This is a genomic window from Pseudomonas sp. 58 R 12, assembly GCF_900005865.1.
GTDB lineage: Bacteria > Pseudomonadota > Gammaproteobacteria > Pseudomonadales > Pseudomonadaceae > Aquipseudomonas > Aquipseudomonas tritici.
The window spans coordinates 17,262-32,742 of record NZ_CVTP01000014.1 but is presented as its reverse complement, the minus strand read 5'-3'; the positions used below and the strand labels follow the sequence as shown (position 1 = coordinate 32,742).

Here is a 15,481-nt window from a genome sequence, read left to right as displayed (position 1 = left end):
CGCTTGGAAACAGCGAGTAACGCGCGTGAGTCTTCGTTTATTCAGGCGCACTGTCTTGAGAGCAGTGCTTATAAGGCCTGGATTGCGCCCTTTAGCGCCGGGTTGGCGGCAGCGGGACGCCTATAGTCGTGAGGAGGGCACGGGAAGTCAATTGGATGTGTTACCGCATTGTTACGATGGCTGTGTTACCGCTGTTACTGACGCGATTCAGCAAGTGGAGAGACGTTTTCAAGCTACATGAGATCAAAATGTGGGAGCTGGCTTGCCTGCGATGTAGACGCCTCGTTCTTTCAGTGAAACCGAGGTGATGCTATCGCAGGCAAGCCAGCTCCCACATTGACCGCGTCAGTCTTGGGGCAGGCGTTCCAGGCCGACAAACGGGCAGGCTGCCAGCAAGTCGCTGAGCGTCTGGCCGTTGGGTAACTGCAATTCGGCGGGCGCGAGTTCGGCCAGTGGATACAGCACAAACGCCCGCAGGTGCATTTGATAGTGCGGCACCTTGAGGCGCGGCTCGTCGATCAGGCGATCGCCAAACAGCAGGATGTCCAGGTCGAGCGTGCGCGGGCCCCAACGCTCACGGCGTTCGCGGCCTTGATCGTTCTCGATGGCTTGCAGCGCATCCAGCAGTTCGAGGGGCGCAAGGCTGCTGTCCAAGGCAGCAACGGCATTGGTGTAGCGCGGTTGGCCTGGGAGCAGGGAGTCACTTTGATAAAAGGCGGAGACGCCAGCAACGGTGGTGCCTGGCAATTGTGCCAGCGCTTCGATAGCGCTGCGCAATTGCTGATCCGGGGCAGCCAGATTGCTGCCCATGCCGATGTAGATACGTTCCACGTTTATTCGCCCGCAGCGCCCGAGGCGTCAGCCGAACTGCGCTTGCGTTTGGTACTGCTGCGGCGACGCTTCTTAGGGCCAGCGCCTTCGCCATCGCCTTTGCTGCCGAGGTCACGAATCATGTCGCGGCGCTCGCTGTCATTGGCGTCCTGGTAGTCGGTCCACCATTCGCCCAGGCCGTCGGTCTGCTCGCCGGCGCTTTCGCGCAGCAGCAGGAAGTCGTAGCCGGCGCGGAAGCGCGGGTTATCCAGCAACAGATCGGCGCGTTTGCCGCTGCGACGTGGCAGGCGCTCCTGCATGTCCCAGATCTCGCGGATCGGCAGGGTGAAGCGTTTGGGGATGGCGATGCGTTGGCACTGCTCGACGATCAACTCATGCGCGGCTTCCTGCATGGCTGGAATCGGCGGCATGCCACGGTCCTGCAGGCGCAGTACGCGTTTTGGCAGGGCTGGCCACAGCAAGGCGGCAAACAGGAACGCCGGTGTGACCGGCTTGTTCTGTTTGATACGCAGGTCGGTGTTGATCAGCGCTTCGCTGATCAAGGTGTGGGTGTACGTCGGGTTGTGTTCCAAAGCCTCGGCGCTGGCCGGGAACAATGGGTCGAACAACTGCAGGTCCACCAGCATTTCAAAGGTGTCGGCGGCGTAGCCCGAGAGGAACAGCTTGAGCACTTCCTCGAACAGGCGTGCCGAGGGAATCTCCCGCAGCATCGGTGCCAGTTCGCGAATCGGCGCGGCGGTGTGTTTCTCGATGCCGAAGTTCAGCTTGGCGGCGAAACGCACGGCCCGCAGCATGCGCACCGGGTCTTCCTGGTAGCGTTGCACCGGGTCGCCGATCAGGCGGATCAGGTTATTGCGAATATCGTGTACGCCATTGGCGTAATCGAGGATGCGCTCGCTGACCGGGTCGTAATACAAGGCGTTGATGGTGAAGTCGCGGCGCTGCGCGTCTTCTTCCAGGGTGCCATAGACGTTGTCGCGCAAGATGCGCCCGCTTTCGTTGCGGGAAGATTGATTGGTGTCTTCCTCTTCATCGTTTTGCGGGTGGCCTGCACGGAACGTCGCCACTTCGATGATTTCGCGACCGAAGTGGATATGCACCAGCTTGAAGCGCCGGCCGATGATCCGCGCGTTGCGGAATTCGGCACGCACTTGCTCAGGCGTGGCGCTGGTGGCGACGTCGAAGTCTTTCGGCGTGATATTGAGCAGCATGTCACGTACGCAGCCACCCACCAGATAAGCCTGGTAGCCGGCGTTCTGCAAACGTTCGACGATGTTCACTGCATAACGGCTGAATTGAGCGCGCTGCAATGAATGCTGATTGCTGTTAAGCACTTCAGGCGTGCTGCGAATGTGTTGCGTACGACGCAAGGGAGAACGGAATGACTGGAACAACTTCTTCAGCATGGGATGCACTGTTTGAAGGAATGTTCGGCCATAACGAAGAATGACCGCATGATGGGCCGGGATTCTAGCATTTAGTCAGGGGATGGTGTAGGAACAAGCTGCAAGCCCCAAGCCAAAAGCTTCAAGAGGTTGCTGGAAGGCCAATTCGCAGAAACTACAAGGGGAGCCGAAGCTCCCCCAGAAGTAGTTGCGTGCTCTATTTTTATTATTGGTTGCGGGCTTCTTGTTTTTGTTGATCGCCCTCGCCATGAAGCTTCACCTTCATGACACTCCCAATCGGGAGTCAAGAGCAAACGGATTGCTTTGGTCGCTGTGTTGCTGATCTACGATCCAACCAGTTCAGGCTCTGCCTTAGGGCAGTTTTTGTTGTTCTCGGCCTGGTTGCGGGGCAAGCCCCAAATGCAACGCCTCTCCAAAAGAATCAGTTAGCTGCGCCTCCGCCGTGTTGTTTTTGTTATGCGTGAGTCGATTCGTCTTATTTTTATTGTCTTGTACTAAGCTTGTTATTGTTTTTGTACTAAGCATATAGCAGGGTGCGTGCCAACTTTTGCGCCGCCTAGCAAAACCGGGGGGTTGAGGTGGTTTCGGGCTTTTGACGGACCAAAAAAAGCCGGGGCTTCGTTACCGTAAGCCCCGGCTTTTGTTACGGGAAATATCCGCGGTAACAGTTTTTTCACATCTGAGGGTGTTACCTGTGGGGCGCACCCTCAACTCTCGCTGGCCACACCGGTCTTGCGCCGTGGAATGCCCAGGCGCTGGCGGCGTTCCCACAGGCACTTGCGGCTCACGCCCAGTTTGCGTGCCAGCTCGGTCTCGGTCATATGGTCCTGATGCTCGAGGACAAAATGCTGGAAGTAATCTTCCAGTGACAAATCTTCCGTCGGCTCATGGCTGGTATTGCTACCGCCGCCCTGTTGCGGGGCCAGGCCGATGAAATCGTCGTCTTCCAAGTCGCTCAGCTCGATATCGATGCCCAGCAGCTCAGCGGAAATTTCCGGGCTTTCCGACAGAATAACCGCGCGCTCGACCGCATTTTCCAGTTCCCGCACGTTACCCGGCCACGAGTAATGCCGAATCGCCTGCTCGGCATCCGGCGCAAACTTCAGGTCGGTACGGTTGATGCGTGCGCTCTGGCGCAGCAGGAACGCGCTGGCGATCTCGTTGACGTCGGCGCCGCGTTCACGCAGGGCCGGCAGCTTGAGGGCGATCACGTGCAGGCGGTAATACAGGTCTTCACGGAACTGGCCGATCTTGGCCAGGCTTTTCAGGTCACGGTGGGTGGCCGCAATCAGGCGCACGTCGACCTTTTGCGATTGCACCGAACCAACACGGCGAATCTCACCTTCCTGTAGCACGCGCAGCAAACGCGCCTGGGCTTCCAATGGCAGTTCGCCGATTTCATCGAGGAACAAGGTGCCACCGTCCGCCGCTTCCACCAGGCCCGCACGCCCGGCGCTGGCGCCGGTGAACGCGCCTTTCTCGTGACCGAACAGTTCGGACTCGATCAGGGATTCGGGGATCGCCGCGCAGTTCACCGAAATCATCGGCGCCTTGGCACGCTTGGACAGATTGTGCAGGGCGCGGGCCACCAGTTCTTTACCGGTGCCTGATTCGCCTTGGATCAATACATTGGAGTCAGTCGGCGCGACTTTGCGGATCTTGCTGTACAGATCCTGCATGGGCGGGCACGAACCGATGATGCCGATTTCGCCATTGCTGTTATCAACCCCTGGCTTGTCGGCAGCTTTGCCGGCGGGACGCTGTTCGGCAGGCGCGCTGCTGACCGACTGACGGTCGCGCAAGATACGCGCCACCGCCTGAAGCATTTCGTCATGGTCGAACGGCTTGGCGATGTAGTCCACCGCGCCCATCTTCATGGAGTCCACCGCCGAACGCAGGCTGGCGTAGCTGGTCATGATCAGCACCGGGGTGCCTTGGCCGAGCTTGATCAACTCGGTGCCAGGTGCGCCAGGCAGGCGCAGGTCACTGACAATCAGGTCGAACGTGGGAATGCTGAATCGCTCCTGGGCTTCCTGCACCGAGCCGGCTTCGCTGACCTGGTACTGATTTCGTTCAAGCAGGCGACGCAAGGCAGAGCGGATAATGGTTTCGTCTTCGACGATCAAAATGTGCGGCATTGATTCAATTCTCTCGACGGTCTCAGTTCACAGCGGACGTCGCTTCGACATGACGCGGCAAGGTCACCCGAATACGGGTGCCGCGTTGGCTTTCTGTGTCAGCCGGGCTGTCGATGGTGATTTGTCCATAATGCTCTTCAACGATGGAATAGACCAGTGCAAGGCCCAGACCGGTACCTTCACCTGGGTCCTTGGTGGTGAAGAAGGGTTCGAACAATCGGTCCATGATGTTCTGTGGAATACCGCTACCTTCATCTTCGACGATCAGATCGACCGTATGTTCGAAAGCCTCGGTCTTGACGCGTACCGCGCTGCCGGCTGGGGTCGCATCGCGGGCGTTGGACAGCAGGTTGATCAGCACTTGGGCTAGGCGTTGTGAGTCGCCGTCTACCCAGTGGTCCGGGTCGCACAAGTTGAAAAACTGTACTTCGAAATTACGCCGGTTCAAGGCGAGCAAGCCTATGGCATCCTGCGCCACCTCGGCCAGGCACACGGCTTCGTCCTGGTTCTGATGGCCGCCCGCGTGGGCGAAGCTCATCAGCGACTGCACGATCCGCGAGACGCGCTTGGTCTGTTCGAGGATTTGCCCGCTGATCTCGGTAATTTCGCCGTCTTCTTCGCGCTCTTCCCGCAGGTTCTGCGCCAGGCACGCGATACCGGTGATCGGATTACCGATTTCATGGGCCACCCCCGCTGCCAGTCGACCAATACTGGCCAGGCGCTCGGAGTGCACCAGCTTGTCTTCGAGCATCTGGGTTTCGGTCAGGTCTTCCACCAGCAACACCAGGCCGCTGTTACCGGGGGCGAGGGGTTCGTCGATGGCGGCCTTGTGCAGGTTGAGCCAGCGTGTCTGGCCGTCGAGGGCCAAGTGCTGCTTGTGCAAGTGTTCGTCGGGCAGATTGATGAAGCCTTGCAGCAGTTCTTTCCAGGGCTCGCCCAGGGTATTGAGGCGTGAACCGACGACGCGTTGTGCAGGGATGCCCGTGAGCTCTTCCATGGCCTTGTTCCACATCAGGATCTCTTGATCCTTGGCCAGGGAACACACGCCCATCGGCAGTTCCTGCAGGGTCTGGCGGTGGTAGCGGCGCAGGGCGTCGAGTTCGGCGGCGAGACCGGTGAGGCGGGAGTGGTAATCCTCCAGTCGGCTCTCGATGAAATGGATGTCTTCGGTGACATAGTTTTCGCCGCCAGCCTTATAGGGCAGGAAGGTTTCTACCATGTCCTGAGCCACGCTCGGCCCCATCAGCCCCGACAGGTTGGCTTCGATACGATCACGTAAACGACGCAGCGCGTAGGGGCGGCGTTCGTCGAACGGCAGGTAGAGATCGCGCAGCGCCTGTTCGACTTCTTTTTGCGCCGCCTTGGCGCCCAATGGCTTGGCCAGTTGCGTGGCGAACTCTTGGGGCGAGGCCGCATGCAATTCACGCCGTTGCGGGCGACGCACGTTATCCACCGCACAGGCTTCGGCGGCGCTGGTTTCTTCCGGGCTGGCGTTGGTGAACAGCGAGATCAGGGTGAACATCAAGACGTTGGCGGCCAAGGACGCAATCGCCGCCATGTGCCAACTGGTGTCATCCAGCACGTAAATCATGTTCAGCAGCGGGATGTAGAAGCCCTGCAGGTTGCCGACCAGCGGTAGCAGCATGGTCACGACCCACACCAGGATCCCCGCCAGCAAGCCGGCGATAAACCCACGGCGATTGGCGGTCGGCCAGTACAGTACTGACAGCACACCCGGCAGGAACTGCAAGGTGGCGACAAATGCAACGATACCCAGGTTGGCCAGGTCTTGCCCGGCGCCCAGCAGCAGGTAGAAACCGTATCCTGCCATGATGATCGCAACAATCAGCGCGCGGCGCGTCCATTTCAGCCAGCGGTAGATGTTGCCTTCGGCCGGCGGCTGGTAAAGCGGCAATACCAAATGGTTGAGTGCCATGCCCGAAAGCGCCAGGGTCGTGACGATGATCAACCCGCTGGCCGCTGACAAACCGCCGACATAAGCCAGCAGTGCCAGGGCCGGGCTGTTGGCGGCAATGCCGATGCCGAGGGTGAAGTATTCCGGGTTGGTGGTTGCCCCCAGTTTCAGACCCGCCCACAGGATCAGCGGCACTGCCAGGCTCATCAACAGCAGGAACAGCGGCAAACCCCAGCTGGCGCTGACCAGCGAGCGCGGGTTGAGGTTTTCGGTGAAGGTCATGTGGTACATGTGCGGCATCACGATCGCCGAGGCGAAGAACACCAGCAGCAGCGTGCGCCATGGGCCTTCCTGCAGGGGCGTGTGCAGGGCGGCGAGGGCGGTCTGGTTTTGCAGCAGCCACAACTCCAACTGTTGCGGGCCGTCGAACACACCGTACAGCGCATAGAGGCCTACGCCGCCAATGGCGATCAGCTTGATCACCGACTCGAAGGCAATCGCAAACACAAGGCCTTCGTGTTTCTCACGGGTGGCAATATGGCGCGAGCCGAAGAAAATCGTGAACAGGCTGATCAGCGCGCAGAACGCCAGGGCGACTCTATGTTGCACAGGCTCGCGGGTGAGGATGCTGATGGAGTCGGCCACGGCCTGGATTTGCAGGGCCAGCAACGGCAATACACCGATCAACATGAAGATGGTGGTCAGCGCGCCGGCCCAGGTGCTGCGAAAGCGGAAGGCGAACAGGTCGGCCAGGGATGACAACTGATAAGTGCGGGTGATCTTCAGGATCGGGTACAGCAACACCGGCGCCAGCAGAAACGCGCCGGACACCCCGAGATAGCTGGAAAGAAAGCCATAACCGTATTGATAAGCCAGGCCGACGGTGCCGTAAAACGCCCAGGCACTGGCATACACGCCCAGGGACAAGGTGTAGGTCAATGGATGGCGAATGATCGCCCGCGGAATCATTCCGCGCTCACTGATCCAGGCGACGCCGAACAACGCGGCCAGATAGGCGGCGCTGATCAGCAGCATCTGGGTGAGGCTAAAGCTCATCGGCATCTTTTTGGCTCTGCAGGATGAAAGTCACGACGATCAGGATCAGCCACAGCAAATAAGGGCGATACCAGGCGCCCGTGGCGTCGATCCACCAATCCATGATGGCGGGAGAAAACAGGTAGATCCCGACGACCAGCAGCAGGACCAATCGATAGATGTACATGTTGGCCTCTGATTGAAAAACTGCGGCGATGGTAACGGATGCTTGGCAAGCTGCAAGCGCCTTCAGCTCAATTGCGCTTCGGCCAGCGTGAGTGTGCGCGGGATCTTTGTCGCATCCCAGTGTGAAATGCCCCAATCCAGCAGTTCCCGTGGGCTGGCGTGCAGCAGTTCGGCGCCGGGTTGCTGGCCGAGGGCGCGCAGGGCTCTCAGTAGCAAAGGCGTGGCCTGGTCGGGCGTCAACGGTGGGGAACGATAGGATTTGCCCAGCTTGTTACCGTCCGGCTGGATGATCAGCGGCACGTGCAGGTAGCGCGGTTGGCGCAGGCCGAGCAACTCTTGCAAGTAGAGTTGGCGTGGCGTGGAGTCGAGCAGGTCAGCGCCGCGCACGATGTCGGTAACACCTTGCCATGCATCGTCGAGCACTACAGCCAGTTGATAGGCATAAAGGCCATCTCGGCGACGGATGACGAAATCGCCTACATCGCGTCCCAGGTGCTGTCGGAATTCGCCCTGAACGCGGTCGGTAAAGTGGTACGCAAGCTCAGGGACACGCAAGCGGATGGCGGCGTCCTGCTGATCGTGGCCGGCATTGCGACACAGGCCTGGGTAGATCCCGTTGTAGGGTTCCAGTTGTTTGCGTGAGCAGGTGCAGGCGTAGGCCAGGCCGTGGTTGAACATGTCGTTCAGCACTTTGGCGTAGGCTTCGTGCCGCTCGCTTTGCCGGACCTGTTCACCGTCCCATTCAAAGCCGTAGCTTTCCAGGGCGTGCAGGATCGCGGCTTGGGCGCCGGGCTCTTCACGGGGAGGGTCGAGGTCTTCCATACGCATCAACCAGCGGCCGTTATTGGCGCGGGCATCAAGGTAGGAGGCGAGAGCAGCGACCAGCGAGCCGAAATGCAAATGGCCACTGGGCGTGGGGGCGAAACGCCCGATATAAGTAGAGGCTGTCATGGGCCGGATACTACTGGAAATTCGGTAAACGCCAGAAACAAAAATGGGGCGTTTGCACGCCCCATTCGTTCAGCTCGGCGGGATTACTTGCCGACCTGTTTTTCCTTGATTTCGGCCAAGGTCTTGCAGTCTACGCAGAGGTCCGCGGTTGGGCGGGCTTCCAGGCGACGGATACCGATCTCGACACCGCAGGATTCGCACCAGCCGTATTCTTCGTCCTTGATCAGCTGCAGCGTCTTGTCGATCTTCTTGATCAATTTGCGCTCGCGATCACGGGCGCGCAGTTCAAGGGCGAATTCTTCTTCCTGGCTCGCACGGTCGGCCGGATCAGGGAAGTTGGCTGCTTCGTCCTTCATATGGTCAACGGTGCGGTCGACCTCCTGCATCAAGTCCTGTTTCCACTTGTTCAGGATTTTGGTGAAGTGCTCGCGCATGGGCTCGCCCATGTACTCCTCACCTTTCTTCTCTACGTAAGGTTCGAAGCCGTTGAGGCCTTGAGTCTGCTGTTGCTTTGCTTGGGTGGACATGAATAGACCGCCTCTCACTCTTCTAATCCATTGCGCAGGATTGCAACGTCACCGACACCTGCCGGCCCTGCGGCTGCAAGCGGGCGAACTTACCAGATAGATTCGGGGTGCGCCACTCCCGGTTGTCGAGGCCCATGGCAAAGGGGTTGCAAACTACATCAGCCCGCCATTGCTGGGCATGGGTTGCCTCGAATGTTGATTTTAGTCGTTTTGCAGGCGCTTGCCCGATCCGTACAGGCCGCCGGGCAGGCAATAGAACATGTTTTACGGCGTGGGTTCGGTAGAATCCAGATTTTGTCCCTACCGTTAAGGAAGGCTAATGGCTCAGCCCTACAGTGCGCGCAGTCGCGCCATCGAACCTTTTCATGTCATGGCATTGCTGGCGCGGGCCAATGAGCTGCAAGCCGCCGGGCATGACGTGATTCACTTGGAAATCGGCGAGCCGGACTTCACCACCGCCGAGCCGATCATCCAGGCCGGCCAGGCAGCATTGGCCAATGGCAAGACCCGCTACACCGCGGCACGCGGCCTGCCGGAACTGCGCGAAGCCATCAGCGGTTTCTATCAGCTGCGCTATGGGCTGAACGTTGACCCCCAGCGCATTTTGATCACCCCTGGTGGTTCCGGCGCCTTGTTGCTGGCCAGCAGCCTTTTGGTGGACCCGGGCAAGCATTGGTTGCTCGCAGACCCAGGCTACCCCTGCAATCGCCACTTCCTGCGATTGGTGGAGGGCGCGGCGCAACTGGTGCCGGTTGGCCCCGAGTTGCGCTATCAGTTGACCGCCGACTTGGTAGCCAAGCACTGGGACCAGGACAGTGTGGGCGCGCTGGTAGCGTCGCCAGCCAACCCGACCGGCACGATCCTGACCCGCGACGAATTGGCCGGCCTTTCCGGCGCAATCAAAGCGCGCAACGGCCATCTGGTGGTGGATGAGATTTACCATGGCCTGACCTACGGCACGGACGCAGCCAGCGTGCTGGAAGTCGACGATGATGCTTTCGTCCTGAATAGTTTTTCGAAGTATTTCGGCATGACCGGCTGGCGCCTGGGTTGGTTGGTTGCGCCGCCCGACGCTGTGGGTGAATTGGAGAAACTGGCGCAAAACCTCTACATCAGTGCGCCAAGCATGGCGCAGCACGCGGCGCTGGCCTGCTTCACCCCACAAACCCTGAACATTCTGGAAGAGCGCCGGGCCGAATTTGGTCGCCGTCGCGACTTCTTGCTGCCAGCGTTACGCGAGCTGGGATTTGGTATTGCCGTCGAGCCGGAAGGCGCATTCTATTTGTATGCCGATATCAGCGCGTTCGGCGGTGATGCCTTCGCATTCTGTCGCCACTTCCTCGAAACCGAGCATGTGGCGTTTACGCCAGGCTTGGATTTTGGCCGCTACCACGCCGGCCACCATGTGCGCTTTGCCTACACGCAAAACCTCGATCGGCTACAGGAAGCAGTGGAACGGATCGCACGTGGCTTGCGGAGTTGGCAAGGCTGATGCGCTTTAATCCTCCCCTCGAAGAAGCGCGGCTGATTCGCCGCTACAAGCGTTTTCTCACCGATATCGAAACCGTTAGCGGCGAGTTGCTGACCATTCACTGCCCTAACACCGGCTCGATGCTCAATTGCATGGTCGAAGGCGGGCAGGTCTGGTTCAGTCGCTCCAATGACCCTAAACGCAAGTTGCCCGGCACCTGGGAAATCGCCGAGACACCCCAGGGCCGTCTGGCGTGCGTGAACACGGCACGCGCTAATCAGTTGGTCGAGGAGGCATTGCGTGCAGGGGTAATTACCGAACTCAATGGCTTCACCGCCTTGAAGCGCGAAGTACCCTACGGTCAGGAGAAAAGCCGTATCGACTTTCGCCTGGAGTATGCCGACGGCGCGGCCTACGTTGAAGTCAAAAGCGTGACCCTGGGCTTTGATGGTTCCTCGGTTGCCGCTTTTCCCGATGCGGTGACCCAGCGCGGCGCCAAGCATTTGCGCGAACTGGCCCATCTGGCGCGCGAGGGCGTGCGGGCAGTGCAGTTGTATTGCGTCAATCTCTCGGGGATTGATGCAGTGCGCCCGGCCGTGGAGATCGACGCCGGTTACGCCTCTGCGCTACGTGAAGCCAAGGCGGCGGGGGTGGAAGTGCTGGCCTATGGCGTGCGGGTTACATCAGAAGAAATCTGTGTAGACCGACGGTTGGACGTGCTGCTCGACTAGAGTTCCACCCAAAGGCCCTGGGCGTCTTCGCGGCCAGGCAGGGGGGTGAGGCTTTGGCCGGCGCAAGGGCCGGCGATGCACTCGCCGCTTTCGATCAGGAACAGAGCGCCGTGGGTGGCGCATTGGATCAGGCTGGCGCTGGAGTCGAGAAACTGATCGGGTTGCCATTCCAGTGGAACGCCGCGATGGGGGCAGCGGTTGATATAGAAGTAGGGCACGCCGTCTCGGCGCACGGCCAACAGCTTGCAGCCGTCGATGTCAAAACCGAGGCTGCTGTCTGGCGCGAGGGTGTCGGAGGAGCAGAGAAACTTCATTTCAGTCCTTAAGTGCCTTGACGTTCAAATGCAAACAATTATCAAATGCCGGCTTCGCCCGTTTGCTGTACGGGCGCTCATTACGATGGTGGGCAAGCGTTTTCTGTCACATTGATGAGTGCTTGAGCGGCCCTGCCCCTGGAAGGAAACCCTGTTATGCGCCTGAGTGCCAGCGCTATCGCGCTTGTTGTCGGACTGCTGGTCAACCATGGGGCCCAAGCCTCTGAACTGCCACAACGCTGGGTAAGTGCCGGTGGGGCGCTGTCGGAATGGGTGACGGCCCTGGGCGGTGAGGCAAAACTGGTGGGGGTCGATACCACCAGTCAACATCCCGAGTCCCTCAGGGCGTTGCCGAGCATTGGCTACCAGCGACAGTTGTCGGCTGAAGGCATCCTGAGTTTGCGCCCGCAGGTGCTGGTGGGGACTGAAGAAATGGGCCCACCGCCCGTGCTGGCGCAGATTCGTAGCGCGGGCGTGCAGGTGGAGATGTTCTCGGCGCAGCCTGACTTGCTTGCGTTAAAAGGCAATCTTCAGCACTTGGGCAAGTTGTTGGGTAATGACGCCAAGGCCTCCGAATTGTTTGCCGGATATGAGCAGGCGCTGAACCAGCAAAAGCGTTGGGTCGCCAAGGCTCAGTCCACCCAAAACGCGCCAGGTGTATTGCTGCTGCTCGGGCATGCAGGCGGCAAGCCGCTGATCGCGGGCAAAGACACGGCGGCTGATTGGATGTTGCAACAGGCGGGCGGGCGCAATCTGGCGACCCATAGTGGTTACAAACCTTTTTCGGTGGAGTCGTTGGCGGGGTTGAGCCCGGATGTGCTGGTATTTGCTGACCGTGCCCTGAGTGGTGATGCGGCGCGTGCGGCGCTATTCAAAGAGAATCCGATCCTGGCTTCCACTCCGGCGGCTAAGAGTGGGCGGGTGTTTGAGGTGGACACCACCTTGCTGGTCGGCGGGCTTGGGCCGCGCCTGCCGCAAAGCCTGGCAGAGCTGTCTGCCGGGTTTTATCCGTCCCAGGCTAAGCCTGCCCCATGACCACGTTGGTTAAACCGAAGACGCTCTTTATTGGGCTGGCGCTGTTGTGTGTATTGGCTATCTGGCTCTCGCTGGCATTGGGGCCGGTCAGCTTGCCATTGCTGGATACGCTCAACGCCGCGTTGCGACTGATGGGGCTGCCTATTGAGGCACAGGGGCTGGAGCAGGCTGAGCTGATCCTGGGGCAGATCCGTTTGCCGCGTACGCTGCTGGGGTTGGCGGTCGGCGGCGTGTTGGCTTTGTCGGGAGTGGCGATGCAGGGATTGTTCCGCAACCCTCTGGCTGATCCTGGATTAGTCGGGGTTTCCAGCGGTGCGGCGTTGGGGGCTGCAGTGGCGATTGTCGGTGCTTCGTTTTTTGGCGGTTTGCCGGATGCATTCGGGCCGTACTTGTTATCGCTGTGCGCATTCCTCGGCGGGCTGGGCGTCACCGCATTGGTCTATCGACTGGGGCGGCGCAACGGCCAAACCAATGTCGCGACGATGCTGCTTGCCGGCATTGCCCTTACAGCCCTCGCCGGCTCTGCGGTGGGCCTGTTTACCTACCTGGCCGATGACGCCACCTTGCGCACCCTGACATTCTGGAACCTAGGGAGCCTTAACGGCGCCAGCTATTCCAGGTTATGGCCGCTGTTGCTGGTGAGCGCGGGTGTGGCGCTGTGGTTGCCGCGCCGAGCGAAGGCGCTGAATGCATTGCTGCTCGGCGAGTCAGAAGCCAATCACCTTGGGATTGATGTGGAAAGGCTTAAGCGTGAGCTGGTCTTCTGCACGGCTTTGGGGGTGGGCGCTGCGGTGGCCGCAGCAGGCATGATTGGCTTCGTGGGCCTGGTGGTGCCGCATTTGGTGCGATTGCTGGCGGGGCCGGATCATCGGGTGCTGTTGCCAGCTTCCGTATTGGCGGGTGCAAGCTTGCTGCTGTTTGCCGATCTGGTAGCGCGCCTTGCCTTGGCGCCGGCTGAACTGCCGATCGGCATCGTCACTGCGTTTATCGGCGCTCCGTTTTTTCTTTACCTGTTGTTGCGGGGGCATGCCTGATGCTGCGTGTGGAAGACTTGCAGATCTGTCGCGGGCGTAAAATTGTGTTGGCGGATGTCACCCTCGATTTATTGCCGGGCGAGGTGCTTGGCGTATTGGGCCCAAATGGCGCGGGTAAAAGCACGTTGCTAGGCGCGTTGTGCGGTGAACTGCATCCCGATCAAGGCACGGTGTGGCTGGATCAACGACCGTTGAGCGAATGGAGTGGTGCGCAGCGGGCGCAGCGCCTTGCGGTTTTGCCCCAGGCTTCGACGCTGGACTTTGCATTCCGCGTCGAAGAGGTTGTCGGCATGGGGCGTTTGCCACATCAAACTGGGCGAGTACGCGACGACGAGATTATAAAGGCAGCCTTGCAGGCGGCAGATGTCGGTCACTTGAGCGGTCGCAGCTACCTGGCGTTGTCTGGCGGGGAGCGTCAACGCGTTCACCTGGCGCGCGTGCTTGCGCAGTTATGGCCAGGTGAAGCAGGGCAGACGTTACTGCTGGATGAGCCGACGTCAATGCTGGACCCCTTGCACCAACATACAACCTTGCAGGCCATCCGGACCTTTGCCGATCGAGGAGCGGCAGTGCTGGTGATCCTTCATGACCTGAACCTGGCGGCGCGTTACTGTGATCGAATTCTGTTGCTTCAGGCGGGGTGTCCCCATGCCCTGGATACACCGGCGCAGGTAATGCAGCCTGAGCCGCTGAAAGCGGTGTTTGGTCTGGATGTGCTCGTGCAACCCCATCCGGAACGTGGGCATCCGTTGATTATTGCGCGCTAGGTTTTGACAGGCAAAAAAAGACCCGGCAAGAGCCGGGTCAAATAACCGTGATTAGCCTGATGAGGAGATAATCTGAGAGTCCGAACCAATGGTCTTTCAGTTATCGGCTGATCTCGCGACCAGTTGTGATAATCATAACGATTCTCATTTGAGAGTCAACATTTGTTTTTGCATGTCTTCCGCGTTTTCTCAAACGTATGTTCGCAATGCCTGTAAATGTTGGGTTTTATAGTCGAGCTAATTTTTCTGGCGTGCCGACAGAGCGTCCAATTGACGGTTCAACGCTTCCTTGCGCTCAGCAGGAATGTCGTTCCAGTGCACATCCATCAATGCCCCTTCGATGGCATACAGCAGCACTTTTGACGCGCGGAACCCGCGCGTCCGCACGGCTCGGTAAGCATCGACCGCGCCCAGGCGACGCAAGTCGGACGCACTGTGGATGCCCACTGCGTGCAGCCACTGTGCTGACGTCTTGCCGAGGTTTTTCAGGTGTTGCAGCTCATCGTTCATCAAGCCTCCTTGCGACGGCCGAATGGTTCGGTGGGTATCGTGACCAGGCAAGCCTGAGCAGGAGTGTAGCGCTCAGTAGGAAAAGCGTAGTTCTTTAGTCGGAAACGGCCTAAAGACGTATGAGAATGACTAGATCATGCAGGCGGGAAGTCCCCGGTTCGACTATGCGAAACCGGGGTAGAGGCAGCGGATTTTAGCGGGTGCGGTAGCGTAGGCGGGTGCCGAAATTGACCGACATGAGGATCTCATCGGCAGTGAGTTCTGGCGGGAAGTAAGTACCGGAAATCTGCGCATGGGCCAGGCTCGCTCCTTCCAGTGGGCAGTCACGCAAGTCCAGGCCACGCAAATCGGCGGAGCGGAAATACGCGTCGGTAAAATCCACGCCAGCGGCGTTAAGCTCACGCAGGTCCAACCCACGGAAGTCGCCACCGCGCATATCGATGACGCCGTCTTTTGGGCGTTCCTCGTTAAATCCTCGGACATCATCTTTATGCAGGAGCGAGTAAAGCGGAGTATCAAGAAGCTTGGGCTGACTCATGAAGGCGACTCCTGTTGGATTTATGACGCCATTATAGTGCCACTATTGCGTGGTCGTGCGACTTGGCAGACGACACGACCAAGAAATTTTTC

General features: G+C 59.5%; 15 protein-coding genes. 5 read left to right on the top strand and 10 right to left on the bottom strand.

From position 1 onward, the window contains the following. Nucleotides 1-345: 345 nt before the first annotated feature. The 7 genes from folK to dksA form a co-directional block, all read right to left on the bottom strand. The gene (folK, locus tag BFP95_RS07730) at nucleotides 346-831 is read right to left on the bottom strand and encodes a 2-amino-4-hydroxy-6-hydroxymethyldihydropteridine diphosphokinase (RefSeq protein WP_065875681.1); all 486 of its coding nucleotides are present in this window, start codon (nucleotides 829-831) and stop codon (nucleotides 346-348) included. A gap of 2 nt (nucleotides 832-833) precedes the next feature. Continuing rightward, entirely contained in the window at nucleotides 834-2,237 is a 1,404-nt protein-coding gene (locus BFP95_RS07725; protein WP_065875682.1) for a polynucleotide adenylyltransferase PcnB, read from the bottom strand. 707 nt (nucleotides 2,238-2,944) lie between these two features. After that, the gene (locus BFP95_RS07720) at nucleotides 2,945-4,375 is read right to left on the bottom strand and encodes a sigma-54-dependent transcriptional regulator (RefSeq protein WP_065875683.1); all 1,431 of its coding nucleotides are present in this window, start codon (nucleotides 4,373-4,375) and stop codon (nucleotides 2,945-2,947) included. 22 nt (nucleotides 4,376-4,397) lie between these two features. Continuing rightward, on the bottom strand, nucleotides 4,398-7,352 hold the full coding sequence (locus tag BFP95_RS07715) for a sensor histidine kinase (RefSeq protein WP_175402993.1): 2,955 nt from the start codon (nucleotides 7,350-7,352) through the stop codon (nucleotides 4,398-4,400). Then, on the bottom strand, nucleotides 7,336-7,512 hold the full coding sequence (locus tag BFP95_RS29405; RefSeq protein WP_003176118.1) for a hypothetical protein: 177 nt from the start codon (nucleotides 7,510-7,512) through the stop codon (nucleotides 7,336-7,338). Before BFP95_RS29405 ends, BFP95_RS07715 begins: the two co-directional genes overlap by 17 nt. 62 nt (nucleotides 7,513-7,574) lie before the next feature. Then, a complete protein-coding gene (gene gluQRS / locus BFP95_RS07710) occupies nucleotides 7,575-8,462 on the bottom strand; it encodes a tRNA glutamyl-Q(34) synthetase GluQRS (protein WP_065881637.1) in 888 nt (295 codons plus the stop codon). A gap of 83 nt (nucleotides 8,463-8,545) precedes the next feature. Beyond that, entirely contained in the window at nucleotides 8,546-8,989 is a 444-nt protein-coding gene (gene dksA, locus BFP95_RS07705; protein WP_025857127.1) for an RNA polymerase-binding protein DksA, read from the bottom strand. 319 nt (nucleotides 8,990-9,308) lie between these two features. Here dksA and BFP95_RS07700 point away from each other — a divergent pair, with 319 nt between their 5' ends. After that, on the top strand, nucleotides 9,309-10,481 hold the full coding sequence (locus tag BFP95_RS07700) for a pyridoxal phosphate-dependent aminotransferase (protein WP_065909734.1): 1,173 nt from the start codon (nucleotides 9,309-9,311) through the stop codon (nucleotides 10,479-10,481). Beyond that, nucleotides 10,481-11,191, top strand: coding sequence for a DNA/RNA nuclease SfsA (sfsA, locus tag BFP95_RS07695; RefSeq protein WP_065891111.1), 711 nt, complete (start codon nucleotides 10,481-10,483; stop codon nucleotides 11,189-11,191). The genes BFP95_RS07700 and sfsA overlap by 1 nt, the downstream gene beginning before the upstream one ends. Here the strand turns inward: sfsA and BFP95_RS07690 are convergent. Then, nucleotides 11,188-11,505 carry a Rieske (2Fe-2S) protein gene (locus tag BFP95_RS07690; RefSeq protein ID WP_065875688.1) on the bottom strand — a complete coding sequence of 106 codons (318 nt, stop codon included), beginning with the start codon at nucleotides 11,503-11,505 and terminating at the stop codon, nucleotides 11,188-11,190. The genes sfsA and BFP95_RS07690 overlap by 4 nt on opposite strands. A 156-nt stretch (nucleotides 11,506-11,661) precedes the next feature. Between BFP95_RS07690 and BFP95_RS07685 the strand changes: the two genes are divergently transcribed. The 3 genes from BFP95_RS07685 to BFP95_RS07675 are packed head-to-tail and all read left to right on the top strand — an operon-like array spanning nucleotide 11,662 to nucleotide 14,341. Further along, nucleotides 11,662-12,540, top strand: coding sequence for a heme/hemin ABC transporter substrate-binding protein (locus tag BFP95_RS07685; RefSeq protein WP_065881631.1), 879 nt, complete (start codon nucleotides 11,662-11,664; stop codon nucleotides 12,538-12,540). Continuing rightward, entirely contained in the window at nucleotides 12,537-13,574 is a 1,038-nt protein-coding gene (locus BFP95_RS07680) for a FecCD family ABC transporter permease (RefSeq protein ID WP_065891109.1), read from the top strand. The genes BFP95_RS07685 and BFP95_RS07680 overlap by 4 nt, the downstream gene beginning before the upstream one ends. Further along, nucleotides 13,574-14,341, top strand: a complete 768-nt coding sequence (locus BFP95_RS07675) for a heme ABC transporter ATP-binding protein (protein WP_065881627.1) — start codon at nucleotides 13,574-13,576, stop codon at nucleotides 14,339-14,341. The genes BFP95_RS07680 and BFP95_RS07675 overlap by 1 nt, the downstream gene beginning before the upstream one ends. A gap of 237 nt (nucleotides 14,342-14,578) precedes the next feature. On the opposite strand, the gene BFP95_RS07670 is transcribed toward BFP95_RS07675, so the two are convergent. Together BFP95_RS07670 and BFP95_RS07665 are read right to left on the bottom strand one after the other, a co-directional pair. Then, nucleotides 14,579-14,851 (bottom strand): TfoX/Sxy family protein, encoded by a 273-nt coding sequence (locus tag BFP95_RS07670; protein ID WP_010206563.1) that lies wholly within the window; start codon nucleotides 14,849-14,851, stop codon nucleotides 14,579-14,581. Between the two features lie 193 nt (nucleotides 14,852-15,044). After that, nucleotides 15,045-15,389 carry a pentapeptide repeat-containing protein gene (locus tag BFP95_RS07665; protein WP_065875692.1) on the bottom strand — a complete coding sequence of 115 codons (345 nt, stop codon included), beginning with the start codon at nucleotides 15,387-15,389 and terminating at the stop codon, nucleotides 15,045-15,047. Nucleotides 15,390-15,481: the final 92 nt, after the last annotated feature.

What these genes read in the sequence shown, in the direction of transcription:
- BFP95_RS07700 (WP_065909734.1), top strand. Translation starts at nt 9,309, where the DNA reads ATGGCTCAGCCCTACAGTGCGCGCAGTCGCGCCATCGAACCTTTTCAT.
- BFP95_RS07680 (WP_065891109.1), top strand. Translation starts at nt 12,537, where the DNA reads ATGACCACGTTGGTTAAACCGAAGACGCTCTTTATTGGGCTGGCGCTG.
- dksA (WP_025857127.1), bottom strand. Translation starts at nt 8,989, where the DNA reads ATGTCCACCCAAGCAAAGCAACAGCAGACTCAAGGCCTCAACGGCTTC.
- BFP95_RS07720 (WP_065875683.1), bottom strand. Translation starts at nt 4,375, where the DNA reads ATGCCGCACATTTTGATCGTCGAAGACGAAACCATTATCCGCTCTGCC.
- BFP95_RS07725 (WP_065875682.1), bottom strand. Translation starts at nt 2,237, where the DNA reads ATGCTGAAGAAGTTGTTCCAGTCATTCCGTTCTCCCTTGCGTCGTACG.
- BFP95_RS07715 (WP_175402993.1), bottom strand. Translation starts at nt 7,352, where the DNA reads ATGCCGATGAGCTTTAGCCTCACCCAGATGCTGCTGATCAGCGCCGCC.
- sfsA (WP_065891111.1), top strand. Translation starts at nt 10,481, where the DNA reads ATGCGCTTTAATCCTCCCCTCGAAGAAGCGCGGCTGATTCGCCGCTAC.
- BFP95_RS07665 (WP_065875692.1), bottom strand. Translation starts at nt 15,389, where the DNA reads ATGAGTCAGCCCAAGCTTCTTGATACTCCGCTTTACTCGCTCCTGCAT.
- gluQRS (WP_065881637.1), bottom strand. Translation starts at nt 8,462, where the DNA reads ATGACAGCCTCTACTTATATCGGGCGTTTCGCCCCCACGCCCAGTGGC.
- BFP95_RS07690 (WP_065875688.1), bottom strand. Translation starts at nt 11,505, where the DNA reads ATGAAGTTTCTCTGCTCCTCCGACACCCTCGCGCCAGACAGCAGCCTC.
- BFP95_RS07685 (WP_065881631.1), top strand. Translation starts at nt 11,662, where the DNA reads ATGCGCCTGAGTGCCAGCGCTATCGCGCTTGTTGTCGGACTGCTGGTC.
- BFP95_RS07675 (WP_065881627.1), top strand. Translation starts at nt 13,574, where the DNA reads ATGCTGCGTGTGGAAGACTTGCAGATCTGTCGCGGGCGTAAAATTGTG.
- BFP95_RS07670 (WP_010206563.1), bottom strand. Translation starts at nt 14,851, where the DNA reads ATGAACGATGAGCTGCAACACCTGAAAAACCTCGGCAAGACGTCAGCA.
- BFP95_RS29405 (WP_003176118.1), bottom strand. Translation starts at nt 7,512, where the DNA reads ATGTACATCTATCGATTGGTCCTGCTGCTGGTCGTCGGGATCTACCTG.